We start from the raw sequence: 15,478 nt of genomic DNA, 5'->3' as shown, positions 1-15,478 counted from the left end.
AGTTTGAAAATTAAAAATTGCAGGCAGCTTAAAGTTTCACTAAAAAAGAAAGTGTCACTTATTTCGAGTGGCTATTTCTCTAAACAGAAGGTGATTTCTAATGAATAGCGAATGTCTTGGAGAGGTTCTTTATCTGGGTGATGAGTTTGATTTTGGTTCAGGTACTCACGTCGCCGGCGGCTCCGGAAGTCAAGGTGGATGCGGTGGTAGCGGTGGGTGCGGAGGTGGAGGGGGGTTGTAAGGGCGGTAGTGGGGGCAGCGGCGGTAGTGGAGGTAACTCAATAGATAATCAAACCTCTGATAATCGTTAATATTTACTGCGTATGGCTTCTCTGGTGTCGACCAGAGAAGCTGCGCAAAGGGGTACATATGCTGACTTTGCCGAGTTATGAAATACTTAATTTTAACGCGGATAGCTTGGTGGTATCCAAGTGTGGCGTGTCTAGAGTCTCTTCACCACCTTTACTGGCGGTACTTGCCAAGTTGAAGAGCTATAAGGTGATTTCAAAAGTTGAGCTCGAAGAAATTCTCTCGGAATATGGACTGAATCCGATCGTTGCGTTCGATTTTTTGGAAAAGGTCATTCCCATAAAAGAAAGTTACGATCGGTTGTACTTTGAGGGAAGTGTAATCGCCCATGATTGGGGCGATTGCGGAGATCTGGAAAAGTTACTGAGAAGTGAAGTGCATGAAAGTTTGGATGTGTGCACTATAAATGGTTTGTCTCGGGGGAAGCTTGCAGGTAAAAGAAATTACATAGTTATTATGTGCATGAATTATAATTATGAGTGTATTAAAGATGTTTATTTTGATTTGGCAAGGATTGCGCCTGAAAGCGCGATCAGTGTTTGTTATCGTGCGGGAAATGCATATTGCATAAGTCAGCCTTATATGCCTGTGGTTGGTAATCCATGTCATTTTTGTAGTGTGGATAGAGTATTGAATTACGAGGCTTACCATCGGAGTGAAAACTCTTGGTCGAAGCTTTTAAAATTTTGCATGGACAAGCACATTGCTGTTCCGAGTGAGTCGCTTAGTGCGTTGCAGCGAGCAATGATTATCGGTGCGGTTGTCAAGAAGGTAAGGTGGGTGGCCGGCAACGCCGAGGGGTGGCGGTATCAAGATACTTATATCGATTTGAATGGGGACTTCGTCAAGGAGGTGACGACGTCTCACTGGTATATGTGTGATTGCTTGAGGGGGCAGAAATGAAGCATATACCCCATGACTATTATTTAAAGTTCATGAGCTCGATGGTGCATGAGGAGGTTCTTGATTTTCATTCGAAAGGCAATTACACCATACATGACGCATTCAAGCATGTCAGTCGATTGCATAATATAAACGACAAATCACTTTCGATACTAACCGGGAATGAGCTGAGGCTTTATCCAGATCTTGATTTGACGTTTCCCATTCGGTCTACCTTTGACTCCAATTCAGACATTGCCAGGAGCGAGTCGTGCGATACGTTTTCCAGTCGCAGTTTGAGTTTTTCTTTGCTGGAGAGTTTGGTTGCTCCGGTATTGACTAACAGAGTGGATAGTTTTAAGCGGGGATATCCAAGCGGTGGGGCGCTATATCCCGTAGAAGTATTCATTTGTTCCCTGGTTGACAACGAGGAAAGCTGGCCGTGTCCTGAAAAGGTTTTGCATTTGCTGCCAAATTCTCGTGCGTTTGAGGTCATGCAGGGGACGGAGAATGTGCAGTATATAAAAGAGGCGATCTTGTCATTTTCTGGTCAGGTCGGGCAGCCTCCTGTCGCTATCATCTATGCGGTTTACATACCTAAAACATTATTTAAATACAAGTATCGAGGTTACAGGCTGGCGTTGATGGAGGTTGGGTCTATTTACATGTTGATAGAGCTTCAGGCAAAGAAACTCGGTTTGGGTTGTAGGCTTTGGTCGGCATATACCGACACTATGTTGTGTAAAGCTATAGGTCTTAATCCAGCGCTGTTCTTCCCAGTGTGCGTACACTTTGTTGGTGAGTGCCATGATTCTCTATAATTCTAGCCGTTTTTCCACGTTACCCGGCGCAATGGTTTTCCAGTCATCCTGTTTGTTGTCTTTCCCATCTTCTGTTGAGGTCGGGGACCTTTGGTTGAATGGTGGATGCGGAATAGGAAATGGGTCTTCATCCATAAAGGCTGGACTGGGGGAGTACTTTGAACGGCGTCATTTTTACATGGAGGTTAATGCTGATGTGCGGGGAACTCTAAGTTACTCACTTACAAGTGAGGAGGTTGAGGGGTTCGTAGGTGCATTCTCTCAAACGAATGAGTCAGGGCTGAAAAAGAGCGAGATTTTTGGTCATGTTTTTAATTTAACAAGGGCCTATCGGGCTTCAAACTTCACTGAGTGCCATATTCCAACTGCTTGTGTTTCTCTGAACTACAACAATATCGAAAGCGAAAATTTTATTTATCCACTTAGAGACACGTGTGGTTGCAGTTTTCATTGGCGTTTTAGTGATGCCATTTTTGGCGCGTTGAAGGAATGTCTGGAAAGGCAGTTTTTGGCTAAGTTTTGGCTAACGAAAGAGTGCGTGCGAATTGTTCCGATTCCTGAGGCCAAAGCGAGTCTGAAAGAAAGTGGCTCTTCCGCGCTACTTGAGGCGCTTGATAAGTCAGGTGAGGTCACGATCATCGACATTTCAGATTATGGTTTCCCAGGTGTGTGCTTGTTGACCGTGTATGGCCAAAAAAACATCGGGCGTCATGTCCAGTATTGTGCGGGGATGTCGTATGCAAAGAATCAGCTAGAAGCTATGGAAAAATCACTCTATGAATTGTGGCAAACGTACAGATTTGTTGATTTATTCCATGCTACAAAAGGGCGCATGGAGGATATAGAAGATTCGTATCTGAGGTATTTTTTGAGTTGTAATAGTTATTCGGTTTACGAGGAGATCATTGATGTTAAGAAAAAAAGCGAGTGTTCGTCTGTCTCTTCAGATGGTTTTGATTGGTGCGGTCTTTTAGGGGTGTTGAAGGCGAGGAATATTGATGGTTATTTTTACGTCAACTCAACAGATATAAGTGGTGAGCTATATTTTTTCTGCAAGTTTGTTTCTCCTGATATGTTTTTGCATATGAATAATTCGGAGGGCATAAACCTGGTTAATAAATACTCGAGAAGTTTTACAGGTGAAATAATTGATTTGCGAAGAAGAGTTATGGTGCCATTTCCATGAAGAGGTGAAATGTTATGAGGTGTAAGATAATAAGGTATTTGACGTTGGCTGCATTGTTTGTTAAGGAGCAGTTGAAAGAGCCCGTTGCCATCTTTTGGATGATAATTTCTCCTGCTGCAATTTTTTACTTGCTTTCTTATTCTGGGGGAGGTTTGGTTAGCTCTGAAGGAAGCTATCTGAAAAGTACCGCTTGGTTTTATGCGCATATTTCTTCGAATGTTGCGTTTTTTGGATTTGCTTTTTACATCATAGGTAGAAGGGAGAGCGGCTTTATAAGGTCGTTTGTTTACGCGTCAGGCGCTAAGTTTGCGTTCATGCTGGCGCAGTTTTTCGCCTGCTCTTTAATATCCCTGATATATTGTACGGTTTTTTATGCGCTAACATGCTTTCAATTTGGCGGCTTCAAGTTATTTGAATTGTTGATGGTTTTGCCGAGGTTTTACACGTCTTACATTTTTTTCTGTGTGCCGGGAATTTTGTTGAGTTTGATGCCTATGAGCTTTCAGAACTCTAGCACGCTTTTCTCGATGATCTCATTCGCGATGCTTGTGTTTAGTGTCCTTGGTATGCGTAATGCTGGTCATGATTTAGGGATGATGGATTTTCTGAATCCATTATACTTTGTAAGTGGACTTATGGAGTCGGGTTTTCATTATAATTATGGGTTTGCCTTATTGGCTTTGTTATTGTTTGTCGCTGTGTTTTTGCTTGCGCTAAGGTTTTTAAGAGTGAATCCAGTGTGGAGTCGGTACTGATGAATATTTTGTGTGCGCGATCACTTTGTTTCAAGTACGAAGATAAAATGATATTTGACGACGCGGGGATTGACGTCGACGCAGGGATGATTACTGGGCTTTTAGGGCCGAATGGATCTGGAAAAACTACTTTTTTTGATATCGTTTGCGGACTGAATAAGGTCGGGGTAGATCAATTATCCAATAAGGCATCAAAGCAGGTTTATTTGTCGCAGATGCTCACCGTGCCACCGGTGTTCAGGATGTTTGATGTTTTTAGAATGATATCACTGCTTAGTTCGTCGGTTCCCATCTCGCAGACGCAGGCATTGACAAAGCTGGCTGCATGGAGTCCTGAAATCGTTGATCGCTACAAGGAGATTTGGTTAAAAAAATCTTCTATCTGTAGCTATGGAGAGAAACGGTGGTTTTTTACTTTGTCATTGTTATCAGTGGGGGCGGATTTGATAATACTGGATGAGCCAACCGCCGGAGTTGATCCGGAATTCAGATACTACATTTGGAAGTGTCTGCGTGGAGCTGCCAAGGAGGGAGCCGCAATTTTGATTTCATCTCATAATATCGATGAGGTTGCAATCAATTGTGACCGATTTTACATGATCAGTAGACGCAAGTTTTTCTCGTTTAGTTCGGGTAAAGAATTCATCAATTTCTACGATTCAACCTCGCTCGACGAAGCTTTCATTCGTGCGGCTGCCGCTACCCCTCTTGTGGATGAACCTATTCAGCAAAGGTGAAAAGGGGGGCGTGAGGAAAGGTGGGTGTTTCGATGCTGTGAAACTGATGAAGTCCGTTTTTGGCACAAGCACCAACATAACTGGCACGCAGGGCAAAACCTGTGCGCTGCCGAGCGCCGACAATCGGTCTCAACCTGCCGAAGCGCCATGGCCTCGGCAATTTTTGTGTTGGTGTTCGTCAGTCGACGAGCGCGCGGATTTTCAAGGTTGTTTTCCTATGTTCACCCCACTGCGTTTGTCCCTGATCGGTTTGCTCTCTTTCACCCTGGCCCAGGCCGTATCCGCGTCTGAGTGCGCCACCGACACCAGCCACGGTGCGAAGGTTTTTGCCGCCGAGTGCGGGGTCTGCCACGCGGTGAGCAAAGGCACCACGGGAATGATGGGGCCGAACCTGGCGGGAGTGTACGGGCGCAAGTCCGGCTCGCTGGCCGGCTTCAGTTATTCCCAGGCCATGCGCGACAAAGACGTGACCTGGCAAGCCGAGACCATCACCCAACTGATTACCCAGCCCCAGGCCTTCGTGCCGGGCACCTACATGCCCTACATGGGCCTGGCTTCGGCCGATGATCGTCAGGCGGTGGCGTGCTTCCTCAAGGAACAGCACTAAACAGCCGGATTTCCCCCCTTCGAAATACAGGTGATTTATGAGCAACGTTGAAATCCTGCCCCAGGTAGCTGCCTTCCTCGCCCGCCAGCATGGCTGCTTCATCGATGGCCAATGGGTGTTGGCCGAGGGCGAACGCATTGCCGTGGTCAACCCGGCGACCGGTCAAACCCTGTGCGAAACCCTCGACGCGCCGCTGGAACTGGTGGAGCGTGCGGTGCAGTCTTCGCACAAGGCTTTCAAGTCAGCGGTGTGGTCGGGCCTGCGTCCGGCGGACCGTGAACGCATCCTGCTGAACTTCACTCGCCTGGTCGAAGCACACGCCGAGGAACTGGCGCAGCTGGAAACCCTGAGCCAGGGCAAGTCGATCAATATGGCCCGGGCGCTGGACCTCAACGCCACCGTGGAATTCATGCGCTACATGTCCGGCTGGGCGACCAAGATCGAGGGGCAGACCTTCGATGTGTCGATCCCGCTGCCGCCTGGCGCCAAATTCACTGCGTTCACCAAGCGTGAGCCGGTGGGTGTGGTGGTCGGTATCGTGCCGTGGAACTTCCCGCTGCTGATCGCCGCCTGGAAACTGATGCCGGCGCTGGCCACCGGTTGCACAGTGATCATCAAGCCGGCGATGGAAACCCCGCTGACCGCCATGCGTCTGGCCGAGCTGGCGCTGGAAGCGGGTATTCCGGCCGGCGTGTTCAACGTGGTCACCGGTGGCGGCGCCTCAGTCGGTGGCGTGCTGACCGCACACCCATTGGTCAGCAAGGTATCGTTCACCGGCTCGACGGCCGTGGGCAAAAGCGTCGGTGTCGCCTGCATGGCCAACATGACGCGCTTCTCCCTGGAGCTGGGCGGCAAGAACCCAATGATCGTGCTGGCCGACGCCAATATCGAAAAGGCCGTGCAGGGCGCGATCCTCGGCGGCCTGCTCAACAACGGTCAGGTCTGTGCAGCGGCCTCGCGCTTCTACGTGCACCGCTCGATTCACGATCAGTTCGTCGACGCCCTGGCGGCGGCGGTTGCAGCCATGCCGATTGGCGCCGGGATGAATGGCGACGCGGCGATCAACCCGCTGGTGTCGCGCAAGCAGCAGCAAAGCGTACTCAAGCACATCGAACTGGCACGCAGCGAAGGTGCGCGGGTGGTGACTGGTGGTGAGTTGCTTGAAGGGGATGGCTTCTTCGTGCAGCCGACCATCCTCGCCGACATCGACCACAGCATGGCCGTGGCCCGAGAAGAAGTGTTCGGCCCGGTGCTCGGTGTGATGCCGTTCGACGACGAAGACGCGGTGATCGCGCTGGCCAACGACAATCGTTACGGCCTGGCCGCCAGCCTGTGGACCAACGACCTGGGCAAGGCGATGAACCTGGTGCCGCGTATCGAGGCCGGCACCGTGTGGGTCAATGCCCATGTGCTGCTCGACCCGGCCATGCCGTTCGGTGGCGTCAAGCAATCGGGCATGGGTCGCGAGTTCGGCCGTGCAGTGATCGAGGCCTACACCGAGCTCAAGTCGGTGTGCATCGCCCATTAATGATGGCGCCTGCCGGGTAGATTACCCGGCAGGTTTCGCCAGTTGAATCCCCGCCGCCCCCAGGCGCTTGAGAATTTCAAACAGCAACTGGCTCTTGATCGAGCCCACCGTGCGCGGGCTGGCGACATAGCCGGTGACGGTCAGGGTGATGCCTTCCGGCTTGAGCTGGCTGAAACGCACGTAGGGCGCCGGTTTCTCCAGAATGCTTTCGTGCTCGGTGTAGGCGTCATACAGCAGGTTTTGCACTTGCTCCGGGTCGATGTCCAACGGCAACAACAGTTCCAGACTGACCACCCCCTGGGCACTGCCGCCCAGGGTGACGTTGCGCAGGTTCTGCGAGATCAGCTGTGAATTGGGCACGATGACGATGGAGCGATCGGAGAGCTGGATTTCCGTAGCTCGGACGTTGATCCGACGGATGTCGCCCTCGACCCCGCTGATGCTGATCAAATCTCCCACCTTCACCGGGCGCTCGGTCAACAGGATCAGGCCGGAGATGAAGTTCTTGACGATCTCCTGCAGGCCGAAGCCGATACCTACCGACAGGGCGCTGACGATCCACGCCAGATTGGTCCACTGAATGCCCAGCGACGACAGCGTCAGCAGCACCACCAGGGCATAGCCGAGGTTGGCGAACAGAGTACTGAGGGAGGCGCACATGCCGGGGTCCATCTCGGTTTTTGGAAGGAACTCGTTGTCCAGCCAGCGGCGTAAGGTGCGGATCAGGTAAATGCCGATCACCAGGGTGAGGAACGCTCGCAGCAAGCTGTCCGGGACAATGTTCAGCTTGCGCAAACCCTCGCCACCGAGGATCGACAGGGTGTTGCTCACCAGTTGCCCGAGGGTGGTACCGACGCCACCGACGAACAGTGCTATCACCGCAATCAGCAGCAGGACTGCACGACCGCCGCCGGACAACACCGTGCAGATTTGCTCCAGGCGCGGATTGCCGATGCCGAGTACTTGCTTGAGGGTCTTTCCCGCCGAGTTTTTCGGGGAGAACACATATTCGCAAGTGTCGACGTGCAGTTGCGTCAGCAGATAAAAACCGGCGGAGATGATGAACACCCAGACCAGCTCGTAAGTGATAAACCGGGCCATCGTCACGTAGCCGATCAACAAGGCCAGCAGTGACACGACCACGGCGATGCCGGTGAAGGTGTAGATCAGCCCGGCGAAGGTGGTCACGCTCTCTGCCGCCACCCCAGCCAGCGCCTGCGCCCGGCGTACTTTGCTGACCTTCAGCAGCAGTGAGCCGATCACCAGCGCCACCACCAGAGAAACGATGCCTCGACCGAACGTCACCACGTCGCCACTCATGCCGGTCACATTGCTCATTTGCACCAGAGTGACCAGCACCAACAGCACGCCGGCAAGCACTCGGGCGTAGGGGGCCATGGCCATTGCGACTTCATCGGAGATGTCGGGCAAGCGCCATGACGGGTGTTTGATTGACAGCAGTGCCCGGCTCAATCCGGTGATCAGCACACAGGTGTAGGCGAGTTTTTCCAGGTACTGAGTCAGCTCCGCTATTTGCGGCGGGTAGGGCACCTGGCGCGTGGCGGCGTAGTGCAACAGTTGCAGGGCGGCACTGGCGGTGAGGAGAGTCGCCAGTACCGAGGCCAGGGCCAGGGAGCTACGGCGCAAGCGGCCTTCGGGCATCCGGTAAATGCACAGCCATGCCAATCCGCGCCCGGCCAGTCTGCGCCCCAGGGTCCAGACGGCCAGTGCCAGCGCCAGTAAAGTCAGGGTCAGCAGGCGCTGGCCGGGTTGCCAGACGGCCGCGTGAGTGATTCCAAGTTGCTGCATGAGGGTGACGAAGCGTTCGTAGTCACTGGCTGGAAAGTCGAATAACGGCGCCCAGAACCCCGGATTGAGAATGCTGCTGGTCTGCTGCGTGACCTCGACTTCCAGCAGGCTGCGGCGGATGCCGGCGATTTGCGGAATCAACTCGGCGGCACTTTTTCTCAGCACGTCGAGGGTTTTCAGATTGTTGTCGATCTTGTCCTTCTGCTCGCCCAGGGAATCACGTTGTGTGCTGATGGCGGAGGTCAGGGTCGGGTTTTCGTCCAGGGGCACCGGTCCCAGCACGTTGAGTTGAGCTTGCAATTGGGCCTGCGCCGGCAGCAGCGTAGTGGTCAGGCGGTCGATGTCCTGGATCAGGGTTTGAGCCTGGTCTTGCGCGCTTTCCAGCTGGGTGTAGTTGTTGGCCTGGGACACCTGCTGCTTGAGGCTGTTGAGCTGGCTCTGCAGGGTTTGCAGGTCGGCCTCGGGCAGGCTGGCGGTGGAAATGACCGAGGTCAGGGTATCGGACATCGGCGCCGCCGACAGCCCGGTGACATTCCCCGCCATGAGCGTGAAGGTGATGTAAATCAGCAACTTCATGGCATTGCGCATGGGCGTGCTCGACTGATTGTGGCGGCATCTGGCTAATCAGGTTAGGCCATGGCGCACGTCATCGAGGGATTTTTGCCGGGTAGAGCTGGTCTGAAGTTCACAAGGCCGATTTGCGGTGTGAGCTAGCAGTAGATTCACCGCATCGCCGCGATGGGGGCCGCCCGCAACACTGCATCAACTTCTATCGCGGGCAAGCCCGCTCCCACAGAGGCAGAACCCGCGATGTACGCGCAAACTGTGGGGGCGGGCTCCTGCAATTCAGATACCTGCCGGTACTGCTTGAGGGGCGACGGCCGGCTGCGCAACCGCTGCCGCTGTGGCCCGCGCGCTGTGCTTGCGCTCTGCTTCCTGGTAAAGACGGTTGAGTTCATCCCGGCCCTTGTTGATCAGCGCCCGGTGCAACGGCTCTACGCTGCGGACCACATACTGGTGCATGGCAACCAGACTGAGGAACAACACGATGATCGCAGTCAGGTAAGCGCTGCCTTGGGCGCCGCTCTGCCAGAACTGTGAGAACGCGTAAATGGTCAGGAGGTAGGCGATGCAACCACCGTAAGTGAACACCGCTTCAATCCTGTTGCTGCCCGGGACGATCGCTTTGACATACAGGCCTTCACCGCCTTTCATGCGAAATTTCCCCCACCAGGACAGCGGGGACACCAGTGCGAACAGGGGAAAACATACCCAGCCCAACAACACCATGGCGGTGGCCATGACGATCGAAACCAGGATGTTGGTGCTCGCTGGTGGAACCGAGAAAACCTGGTTGGTCGAGAAGTTGATGTCGAGCAGACTGCGGCCCTTGTAGCTCATCGTCCCGAGGATGTGACCGGGGCGCGCTTGCAGGCTGCCGCTGCCGGAGTAATTGACGTCGACCTCATTGTTCAAGTCATGCAGCCAGGTGTTGTGAGTGACCACCAGTTCGTGTGAGGTCTGGGTATCCAGATGGCCGAACGCATTTTGCGTCACGCGGGTGTCGGAGAACACGGTGCTGGATGTTCGTGTGTCCAGAACACGACCCACCAGCAGATACATATCGGACGGGTCGTCGCGACCGAACAGTTCGGTCTTGAGGCTGCCGTTACGCTTGAAGATTGCGTAGGAAACACCACCGGCAATCGCTGCGACGATGACGATCTGAAAGAAAGAAGGAAGGATGAAGTAGGAAATGGAATCCAGCAGGCCGAAGTCCGATTGGTACTTGATGCCAATCATCATCAACGCAGCAACACCGGCGAATCCGAGTGGGGAACGGCGCTTGTAGGCCTGGAAGGCCCCTGCGGCGCACAGCAGAAATATCAGAAAACTCACTTGTCAGCCTCGCAATCATGGGAAATTACAACAAGGTCAGCCTTGACCTCGCGCATAAGATAACCATCCATTGCACATCCGGCTATATCAAAGTGCCACTATTCAAAATCTATTTAAATCAAAGACTAACGAATGCGAAGGATTATTTTCCTGGCGCGCGGTGCGGCAACGCACGATCCACTTGAACCTTCCGCTGCCGCTGCCGCTGCACCTCTACCGGGATATACCTATCGGAGAGGGTCATGAGCAGTGCAGAAAGAGAAAGCGCGCTGGAGGCCTGTCGTCAGTTGTTTGTGTCACCACAGGTACAGTTCGATGCCGCAGCGCAAAACGAGGAATGACTGCGCATGGCAGACAAATGCCAGCGCAGCGGGTTGATCAGCGTGGGCGAAAGGAACGAGCTGATTGTCGAAGCAACCCGGCATTACGCGAACGCGGTGGAAGCCATGGCCATGGATGGTGAGTCGTATGCGGATTCGGCGCGCTACGTCGTGTCGGCGCGAGTGCTTGAGAGCGGGCTGTTCTGCAGGTAGCAGTTCACGGGTTTTGCTCCCGATTCCCGAGGCTGATCTGTCTGGGTGTCATGGCGTGGCTTGAGCCGGTATTTCGCGTGCCATTACCATGATTGCGGCGTAACCAGTATGGACGATAGGATCCGCACCGACGAAACCGTCATTTTCCAGGGAAGAAGGAGTATTCATGGGCTTTTCAACGGAAGAAAAACAGCAGTTGTTGAGCGTCAAGGGCGTTGGCCCGACTGTGGTCAGCAGACTGGAACAGATGGGCTTCGCCACCCTCGCGCAACTCGCCGAGGCCAACGCGCTGGACATCGTGACCCAGGCCTCGGCGATCGTCGGCTCGACCTGCTGGAAGAACAGCCCCCAGGCCAGGGCCGCAATTCAGGCAGCGATTGCCAAGGCCCGTGAAGTCGTGAGCAACCCGGCTCTATAGCCCGCTGAACATGCCGATGATCACGGCATTCACCAGGTCAATGAAGAAACCGCACACCAGCGGCACGATCAGGAAGGCCTGGTGTGCCGCGCCGTATTTCTGCGTGACGGTGGTCATGTTGACGATGGCTGTGGCGGTAGAGCCCAGGGTAATCCCGCCAAAGCCTGAGGCGATCACGCTGGCTTCATAATCTCGGCCCATGCAGCGGAACACTACGAAGTAGGTGTAGAGCACCGTCAGCAACACTTGCAGGGTCAGGGTGCTGAGGATGAACAGCAGTGCGCCGCTGAGTTGCCACAGTTGCAGCCCCATCAGCGCCATGGTCAGGAACATCCCCAGGCAGATATCGGAGATCAGCGCCAGGCCGAGGCTGGCGCCGCTCCAGGTTTTCAGGCGCTGCTCACCGACCACGGCAAGCACGATGTGGTGAATGACAATGCCGGCGAACAGGCAACTGACGAACTTCGGCAGGGTGATCCCGGCATCCACCAGCAGCAGGTTGAGCCCGTAACCGAGCATCAGTGTCAGGTTGAGCCACATCCACGCCCAGAGCACGTCGTAATAGTCCAGCGCCTTGCCCGGTTGCTGTTCCATCTTGCCGACTTCCAGCGCCGTATCCATGGACCCCGTCAGTTGATGACGGCGGATCAGTTGGTTGGCGATCGGGCCGCCGATCACGCACGCGGCAATCAGGCCGACTGTATTACTGGCAATCCCCAATTCATGGGCATTGCTGATCCCAAGTTTTTCCACGAACAGCGGTGCCCAGGCCAGCGCCGTCCCGACCCCACCGGTCAGGGAGATCGAGCCGACCATCAGGCCAGCCTTCGGGTCCAGTCCGAATGCCTCGGCCATGCCCATGCCCAGGGAGTTTTGCAGGACGATGAAGACGCTGGCGAGCAATAGCAGGATCAGCAGCGGACGACCGCCCTTGATCAGTTGGCGTACATCCGATTTCAGGCCGATACCGGCAAAGAAGTACAGCAACAGGATGTCGCGAACCTGCAGGTCGAACTCGACCTGGATATTCAGCCCGAAATACAGGATGGACGTCACCGCGGCACAGACAAAACCACCGACTACCGATTCGGGAATGCAGTACTGGCGTAGAACGGTGATGCGCTGGACCAGGGTCTTGCCGAGGAACAGCAGGAGAATGGCGAGGGTAAAGCTGACGAGACCGTGAACCTGGAAAAGCTGGGAGGTCATCAGGGCCTTCCTTGAATATCAAACAGGCATTATCAGGATTGGGCCATCCAGAGTTCAGACATAAGTCAATGAATGGTGAGTCGAGCATAGCAGCCGGATCGACGGGTTCCAGCTGCCGGCACTCGCTGACGAGCCCTTGTGCTCAGTCCCGGCAACGGTGCGCGATAGTGCGCAGCATGCGCCGGCGAATCATCCCGCTGACAGGGCGGATCAGGTACCAGTAAGGCCTGAAGCTGCGCAGCGCAGTGGCGTCGAGACAGTATACGCGGGTCTGCGTGGTGACTCGGGTCAGGCCTGAATCCAGCGGCTCGCAGGCAAAACCTACCACCAGCTTGACACTGCCAGGCTCCGCAAAGGCGGCGAACGCCCGAGCGTCGGCGATCACCGATTGGCCAAAATCAGCCTGCCACAGCTTGCCTGCCAAACCGTATGCCACGCCCCGGTCAGCGACCTGTTCGAGCAGGGTGAAGTTGTCCATGCCAAATGCCGCAGCGGGCGGTCTATCGGCCTTGCCCATCAAGCGCATGGGCAATTCGCGCAGCGTGATTGCGGCCCTGAAAAATCGCTCGTCTTCGGGGCGGTAAGCCAGTACCTGGGCCATCACCCTGGCCGGTTCGGCTTTTATATCCAGTGAATGGGTTTCACTGAACTGGTAGTCCGGCAGGTGAATATCGTTGAGTCGCATCCTTGCTGTTCCTCATGGCTGAGGGTGCAACCATACACCAGGCGGGGGAGATCCTCACAGACGGACCTTACGGCTCATGATTCGCTGATCTACATCACCCGTGAGCGTCCGCTGGTCTTCTACACTCTTTCCTGGGAAGTGACCTGTGCGCCAGAGCCGGCGCGGTCCGGGCGCTCGCACGATCGCACAACGAAATGTGTTTTTGACACTAGACTCAGATGACATTTTTCCGCCCTGGAAATGACTCTTTAATGGTGAGGCCCTGGATATGGCAAAAGACAGTAAAAAAGCTTCAAAAGCGAAATCTGTTGAACCCGAGAAGCTGAAGAACAAGCAGTACCTCGAAGAGCTGCACCACCTGCATGTCGAACTGGTGAAGTTGCAGGAATGGGTCAAAGCCAAGGGCGTCAAAGTCTGTGTGGTCTTCGAGGGGCGCGATGGCGCCGGCAAAGGCGGAACCATCAAGGCGCTGACCGAACGAGTCAGCCCGCGAGTGTTTCGCGTGGTCGCCCTGCCAGCCCCGACCGAGCGCGAAAAGAGTCAGATGTACATGCAACGTTACCTGGCGCACATGCCGGCGTCGGGCGAGGTGGTGATCTTCGATCGCAGTTGGTACAACCGGGCGGGCGTCGAGCGGGTGATGGGCTTCTGCAAGAAAGAGCAGGTGGAACGTTTTCTCGAACTGGCACCGATGTTTGAGCGCACCATCGTCGAATCAGGGGTGATCCTGCTCAAGTACTGGCTGGAAGTTAGCGAAGAGGAACAGACCCGACGCCTCGCTTCGCGTATTACTGACGGTCGCAAGATCTGGAAGCTCACCGACATGGACCTCAAGTCCTACAGCCGTTGGTATGACTACTCGCGCGCCCGTGACGATATGTTTATGGCGACCGACACCGAGCATGCCCCGTGGCGGGTAGCCGACTCCAACGACAAGCGCAGGGCGCGCCTGAACATCATCACCGACCTGCTCAGTCGCATCCCGTATAAGGAAGTGCCGCGTGAGAAGGTGGCCTTGCCAAAGCGGCAGAAGCCCGCGGGCTATCGCCAGCCGGATTATCCGATCAATCGCGTTGCCGAGAAGTTCTGAGGCTCGGGCGCCACACATTGAGGCCGGATGACGGTTATCGTCATCCGGCCTTTTGCATTTGGCAGGCTCACCCCACCTGTAAATCGCGAGTGCCGCGATAAACCGCTCCATGCATCTGGCATCAACCTTGCTCCATCCCTGTAGCGACTCATGTTGACCCTGCAACTGAAGGGCAGACGGCTGATCCAGGAGGTGTTAAATGATGCAGTGGAGCACCCGCAGATTCTTGGCGACCTTTGTTATTACGTGCCTTCTGGTCAACTGGATGATTGTTGAGGTGGCCCCTTGGCTGGTCAGATTTCTCGACTTGCCGCTGTGCCTTTAATGGGGGGATTCCCCAAAGGTGGTGCCGTTCGCTAGGCCTTGTTCAGATGCAGATGGGTGTCGAGGATACTCTGCAGCCGTTCGGTGTTGAGCCTCTGGCACTCGTCCTCGGCGTCCTGGCGGCTCGGGTAGGTGGGCGCCAGGCGTTGCTTGTCCTGATTGTCGTAAAGATTGAATTGGATCGGCGCGGTTTTGCAGTAGAAGCGACCGCCTTCACGCACCGTCTCTGTCTCGACTGGAATTGCCGGAACCACAACAAAACGTGGATTCATGTTCGCCCCCGGTGACATTAAGACAGTAAGCCTAAGGAATAGTGGCTACTTGCCTTCAGATCAAGGGCTGCGCATGGAAATCCGATGAGGTGTCGTTTTATCAACCGTGCCCCCCAGGTCTTTTTTTTCTGGCGGCGTGGTGGTCTCGGGGGAGGAAAGTGGGGGCGCAGGCACGTCTTCATCGTTACGCAAATGGCGATGCCAGCCATACAAGGCCATGCCCAGCGTAACAATGACAATGACTGCAAAAGCGATAGCAGCGTAGGTAATCACGTGTGTTGCGAATCCTTGCAGAGCGATTGTTACAGCTTAGATTCGATACGCGTAGAGGTATGTAGGATCAGTCTGCAATTGCACCGCTCTGATAAGCGGTTATGCCGGTAATCCTGTCGAGCGATGGGTCTGGGGAAGAAG

Annotated in this window: 16 protein-coding genes; 10 read left to right on the top strand and 6 right to left on the bottom strand. The window is 54.5% G+C overall.

The features are described 5' to 3' along the window. The first annotated feature begins 369 nt into the window (after window positions 1–369). From NR126_RS19075 to NR126_RS19045, 7 genes are all read left to right on the top strand, one after another. Window positions 370–1,212 (top strand): McbB family protein, encoded by an 843-nt coding sequence (locus NR126_RS19075; RefSeq protein WP_256830847.1) that lies wholly within the window; start codon window positions 370–372, stop codon window positions 1,210–1,212. Continuing rightward, a complete protein-coding gene (locus NR126_RS19070; protein ID WP_256830846.1) occupies window positions 1,209–2,012 on the top strand; it encodes a SagB/ThcOx family dehydrogenase in 804 nt (267 codons plus the stop codon). The genes NR126_RS19075 and NR126_RS19070 overlap by 4 nt, the downstream gene beginning before the upstream one ends. After that, a complete protein-coding gene (locus NR126_RS19065) occupies window positions 1,999–3,198 on the top strand; it encodes a YcaO-like family protein (protein ID WP_256830845.1) in 1,200 nt (399 codons plus the stop codon). Before NR126_RS19070 ends, NR126_RS19065 begins: the two co-directional genes overlap by 14 nt. A gap of 44 nt (window positions 3,199–3,242) precedes the next feature. Beyond that, on the top strand, window positions 3,243–3,953 hold the full coding sequence (locus NR126_RS19060) for an ABC transporter permease (RefSeq protein WP_256830844.1): 711 nt from the start codon (window positions 3,243–3,245) through the stop codon (window positions 3,951–3,953). Continuing rightward, the gene (locus NR126_RS19055) at window positions 3,953–4,690 is read left to right on the top strand and encodes an AAA family ATPase (RefSeq protein ID WP_105754719.1); all 738 of its coding nucleotides are present in this window, start codon (window positions 3,953–3,955) and stop codon (window positions 4,688–4,690) included. Before NR126_RS19060 ends, NR126_RS19055 begins: the two co-directional genes overlap by 1 nt. 217 nt (window positions 4,691–4,907) lie before the next feature. Further along, the gene (locus tag NR126_RS19050; RefSeq protein WP_256830843.1) at window positions 4,908–5,297 is read left to right on the top strand and encodes a cytochrome c family protein; all 390 of its coding nucleotides are present in this window, start codon (window positions 4,908–4,910) and stop codon (window positions 5,295–5,297) included. A 37-nt stretch (window positions 5,298–5,334) separates the two neighbouring features. Continuing rightward, on the top strand, window positions 5,335–6,825 hold the full coding sequence (locus NR126_RS19045; RefSeq protein ID WP_027620598.1) for an aldehyde dehydrogenase family protein: 1,491 nt from the start codon (window positions 5,335–5,337) through the stop codon (window positions 6,823–6,825). 21 nt (window positions 6,826–6,846) lie between these two features. Here NR126_RS19045 and NR126_RS19040 read toward each other — a convergent pair whose 3' ends face one another. Together NR126_RS19040 and NR126_RS19035 are read right to left on the bottom strand one after the other, a co-directional pair. After that, on the bottom strand, window positions 6,847–9,222 hold the full coding sequence (locus tag NR126_RS19040) for a DUF3772 domain-containing protein (RefSeq protein WP_256830842.1): 2,376 nt from the start codon (window positions 9,220–9,222) through the stop codon (window positions 6,847–6,849). A 258-nt stretch (window positions 9,223–9,480) separates the two neighbouring features. Continuing rightward, complete coding sequence (locus NR126_RS19035; RefSeq protein WP_256830841.1) at window positions 9,481–10,533, bottom strand: hypothetical protein; 1,053 nt, start codon at window positions 10,531–10,533, stop codon at window positions 9,481–9,483. A 347-nt stretch (window positions 10,534–10,880) separates the two neighbouring features. On the opposite strand from NR126_RS19035, the gene NR126_RS19030 reads away from it, so the two are divergent. Together NR126_RS19030 and NR126_RS19025 are read left to right on the top strand one after the other, a co-directional pair. Then, a complete protein-coding gene (locus NR126_RS19030) occupies window positions 10,881–11,066 on the top strand; it encodes a hypothetical protein (RefSeq protein ID WP_027620595.1) in 186 nt (61 codons plus the stop codon). Between the two features lie 166 nt (window positions 11,067–11,232). Further along, window positions 11,233–11,484 (top strand): Pathogenicity locus, encoded by a 252-nt coding sequence (locus NR126_RS19025; RefSeq protein WP_105754714.1) that lies wholly within the window; start codon window positions 11,233–11,235, stop codon window positions 11,482–11,484. Here NR126_RS19025 and gltS read toward each other — a convergent pair. Both gltS and NR126_RS19015 read right to left on the bottom strand, forming a co-directional pair. Continuing rightward, complete coding sequence (gene gltS / locus NR126_RS19020; protein WP_027620593.1) at window positions 11,479–12,693, bottom strand: sodium/glutamate symporter; 1,215 nt, start codon at window positions 12,691–12,693, stop codon at window positions 11,479–11,481. The genes NR126_RS19025 and gltS overlap by 6 nt on opposite strands. A gap of 142 nt (window positions 12,694–12,835) precedes the next feature. Beyond that, window positions 12,836–13,378, bottom strand: a complete 543-nt coding sequence (locus tag NR126_RS19015; protein ID WP_256830839.1) for a hypothetical protein — start codon at window positions 13,376–13,378, stop codon at window positions 12,836–12,838. Between the two features lie 268 nt (window positions 13,379–13,646). Here NR126_RS19015 and ppk2 point away from each other — a divergent pair, with 268 nt between their 5' ends. Then, window positions 13,647–14,468, top strand: a complete 822-nt coding sequence (ppk2, locus tag NR126_RS19010; protein ID WP_105754712.1) for a polyphosphate kinase 2 — start codon at window positions 13,647–13,649, stop codon at window positions 14,466–14,468. Window positions 14,469–14,824: 356 nt separating this feature from the next. Here ppk2 and NR126_RS19005 read toward each other — a convergent pair whose 3' ends face one another. Both NR126_RS19005 and NR126_RS19000 read right to left on the bottom strand, forming a co-directional pair. After that, window positions 14,825–15,064 carry a hypothetical protein gene (locus tag NR126_RS19005; RefSeq protein WP_033866411.1) on the bottom strand — a complete coding sequence of 80 codons (240 nt, stop codon included), beginning with the start codon at window positions 15,062–15,064 and terminating at the stop codon, window positions 14,825–14,827. Window positions 15,065–15,124: 60 nt separating this feature from the next. Beyond that, complete coding sequence (locus NR126_RS19000) at window positions 15,125–15,337, bottom strand: hypothetical protein (RefSeq protein WP_146118219.1); 213 nt, start codon at window positions 15,335–15,337, stop codon at window positions 15,125–15,127. Window positions 15,338–15,478: the final 141 nt, after the last annotated feature.

Origin of the sequence: Pseudomonas sp. Pse1 (genome assembly GCF_024519635.1) — a bacterium.
Lineage (GTDB): Bacteria > Pseudomonadota > Gammaproteobacteria > Pseudomonadales > Pseudomonadaceae > Aquipseudomonas.
Note: the sequence above shows the minus strand (reverse complement) of the source record. Positions and strands in the feature narration are given on the sequence as shown.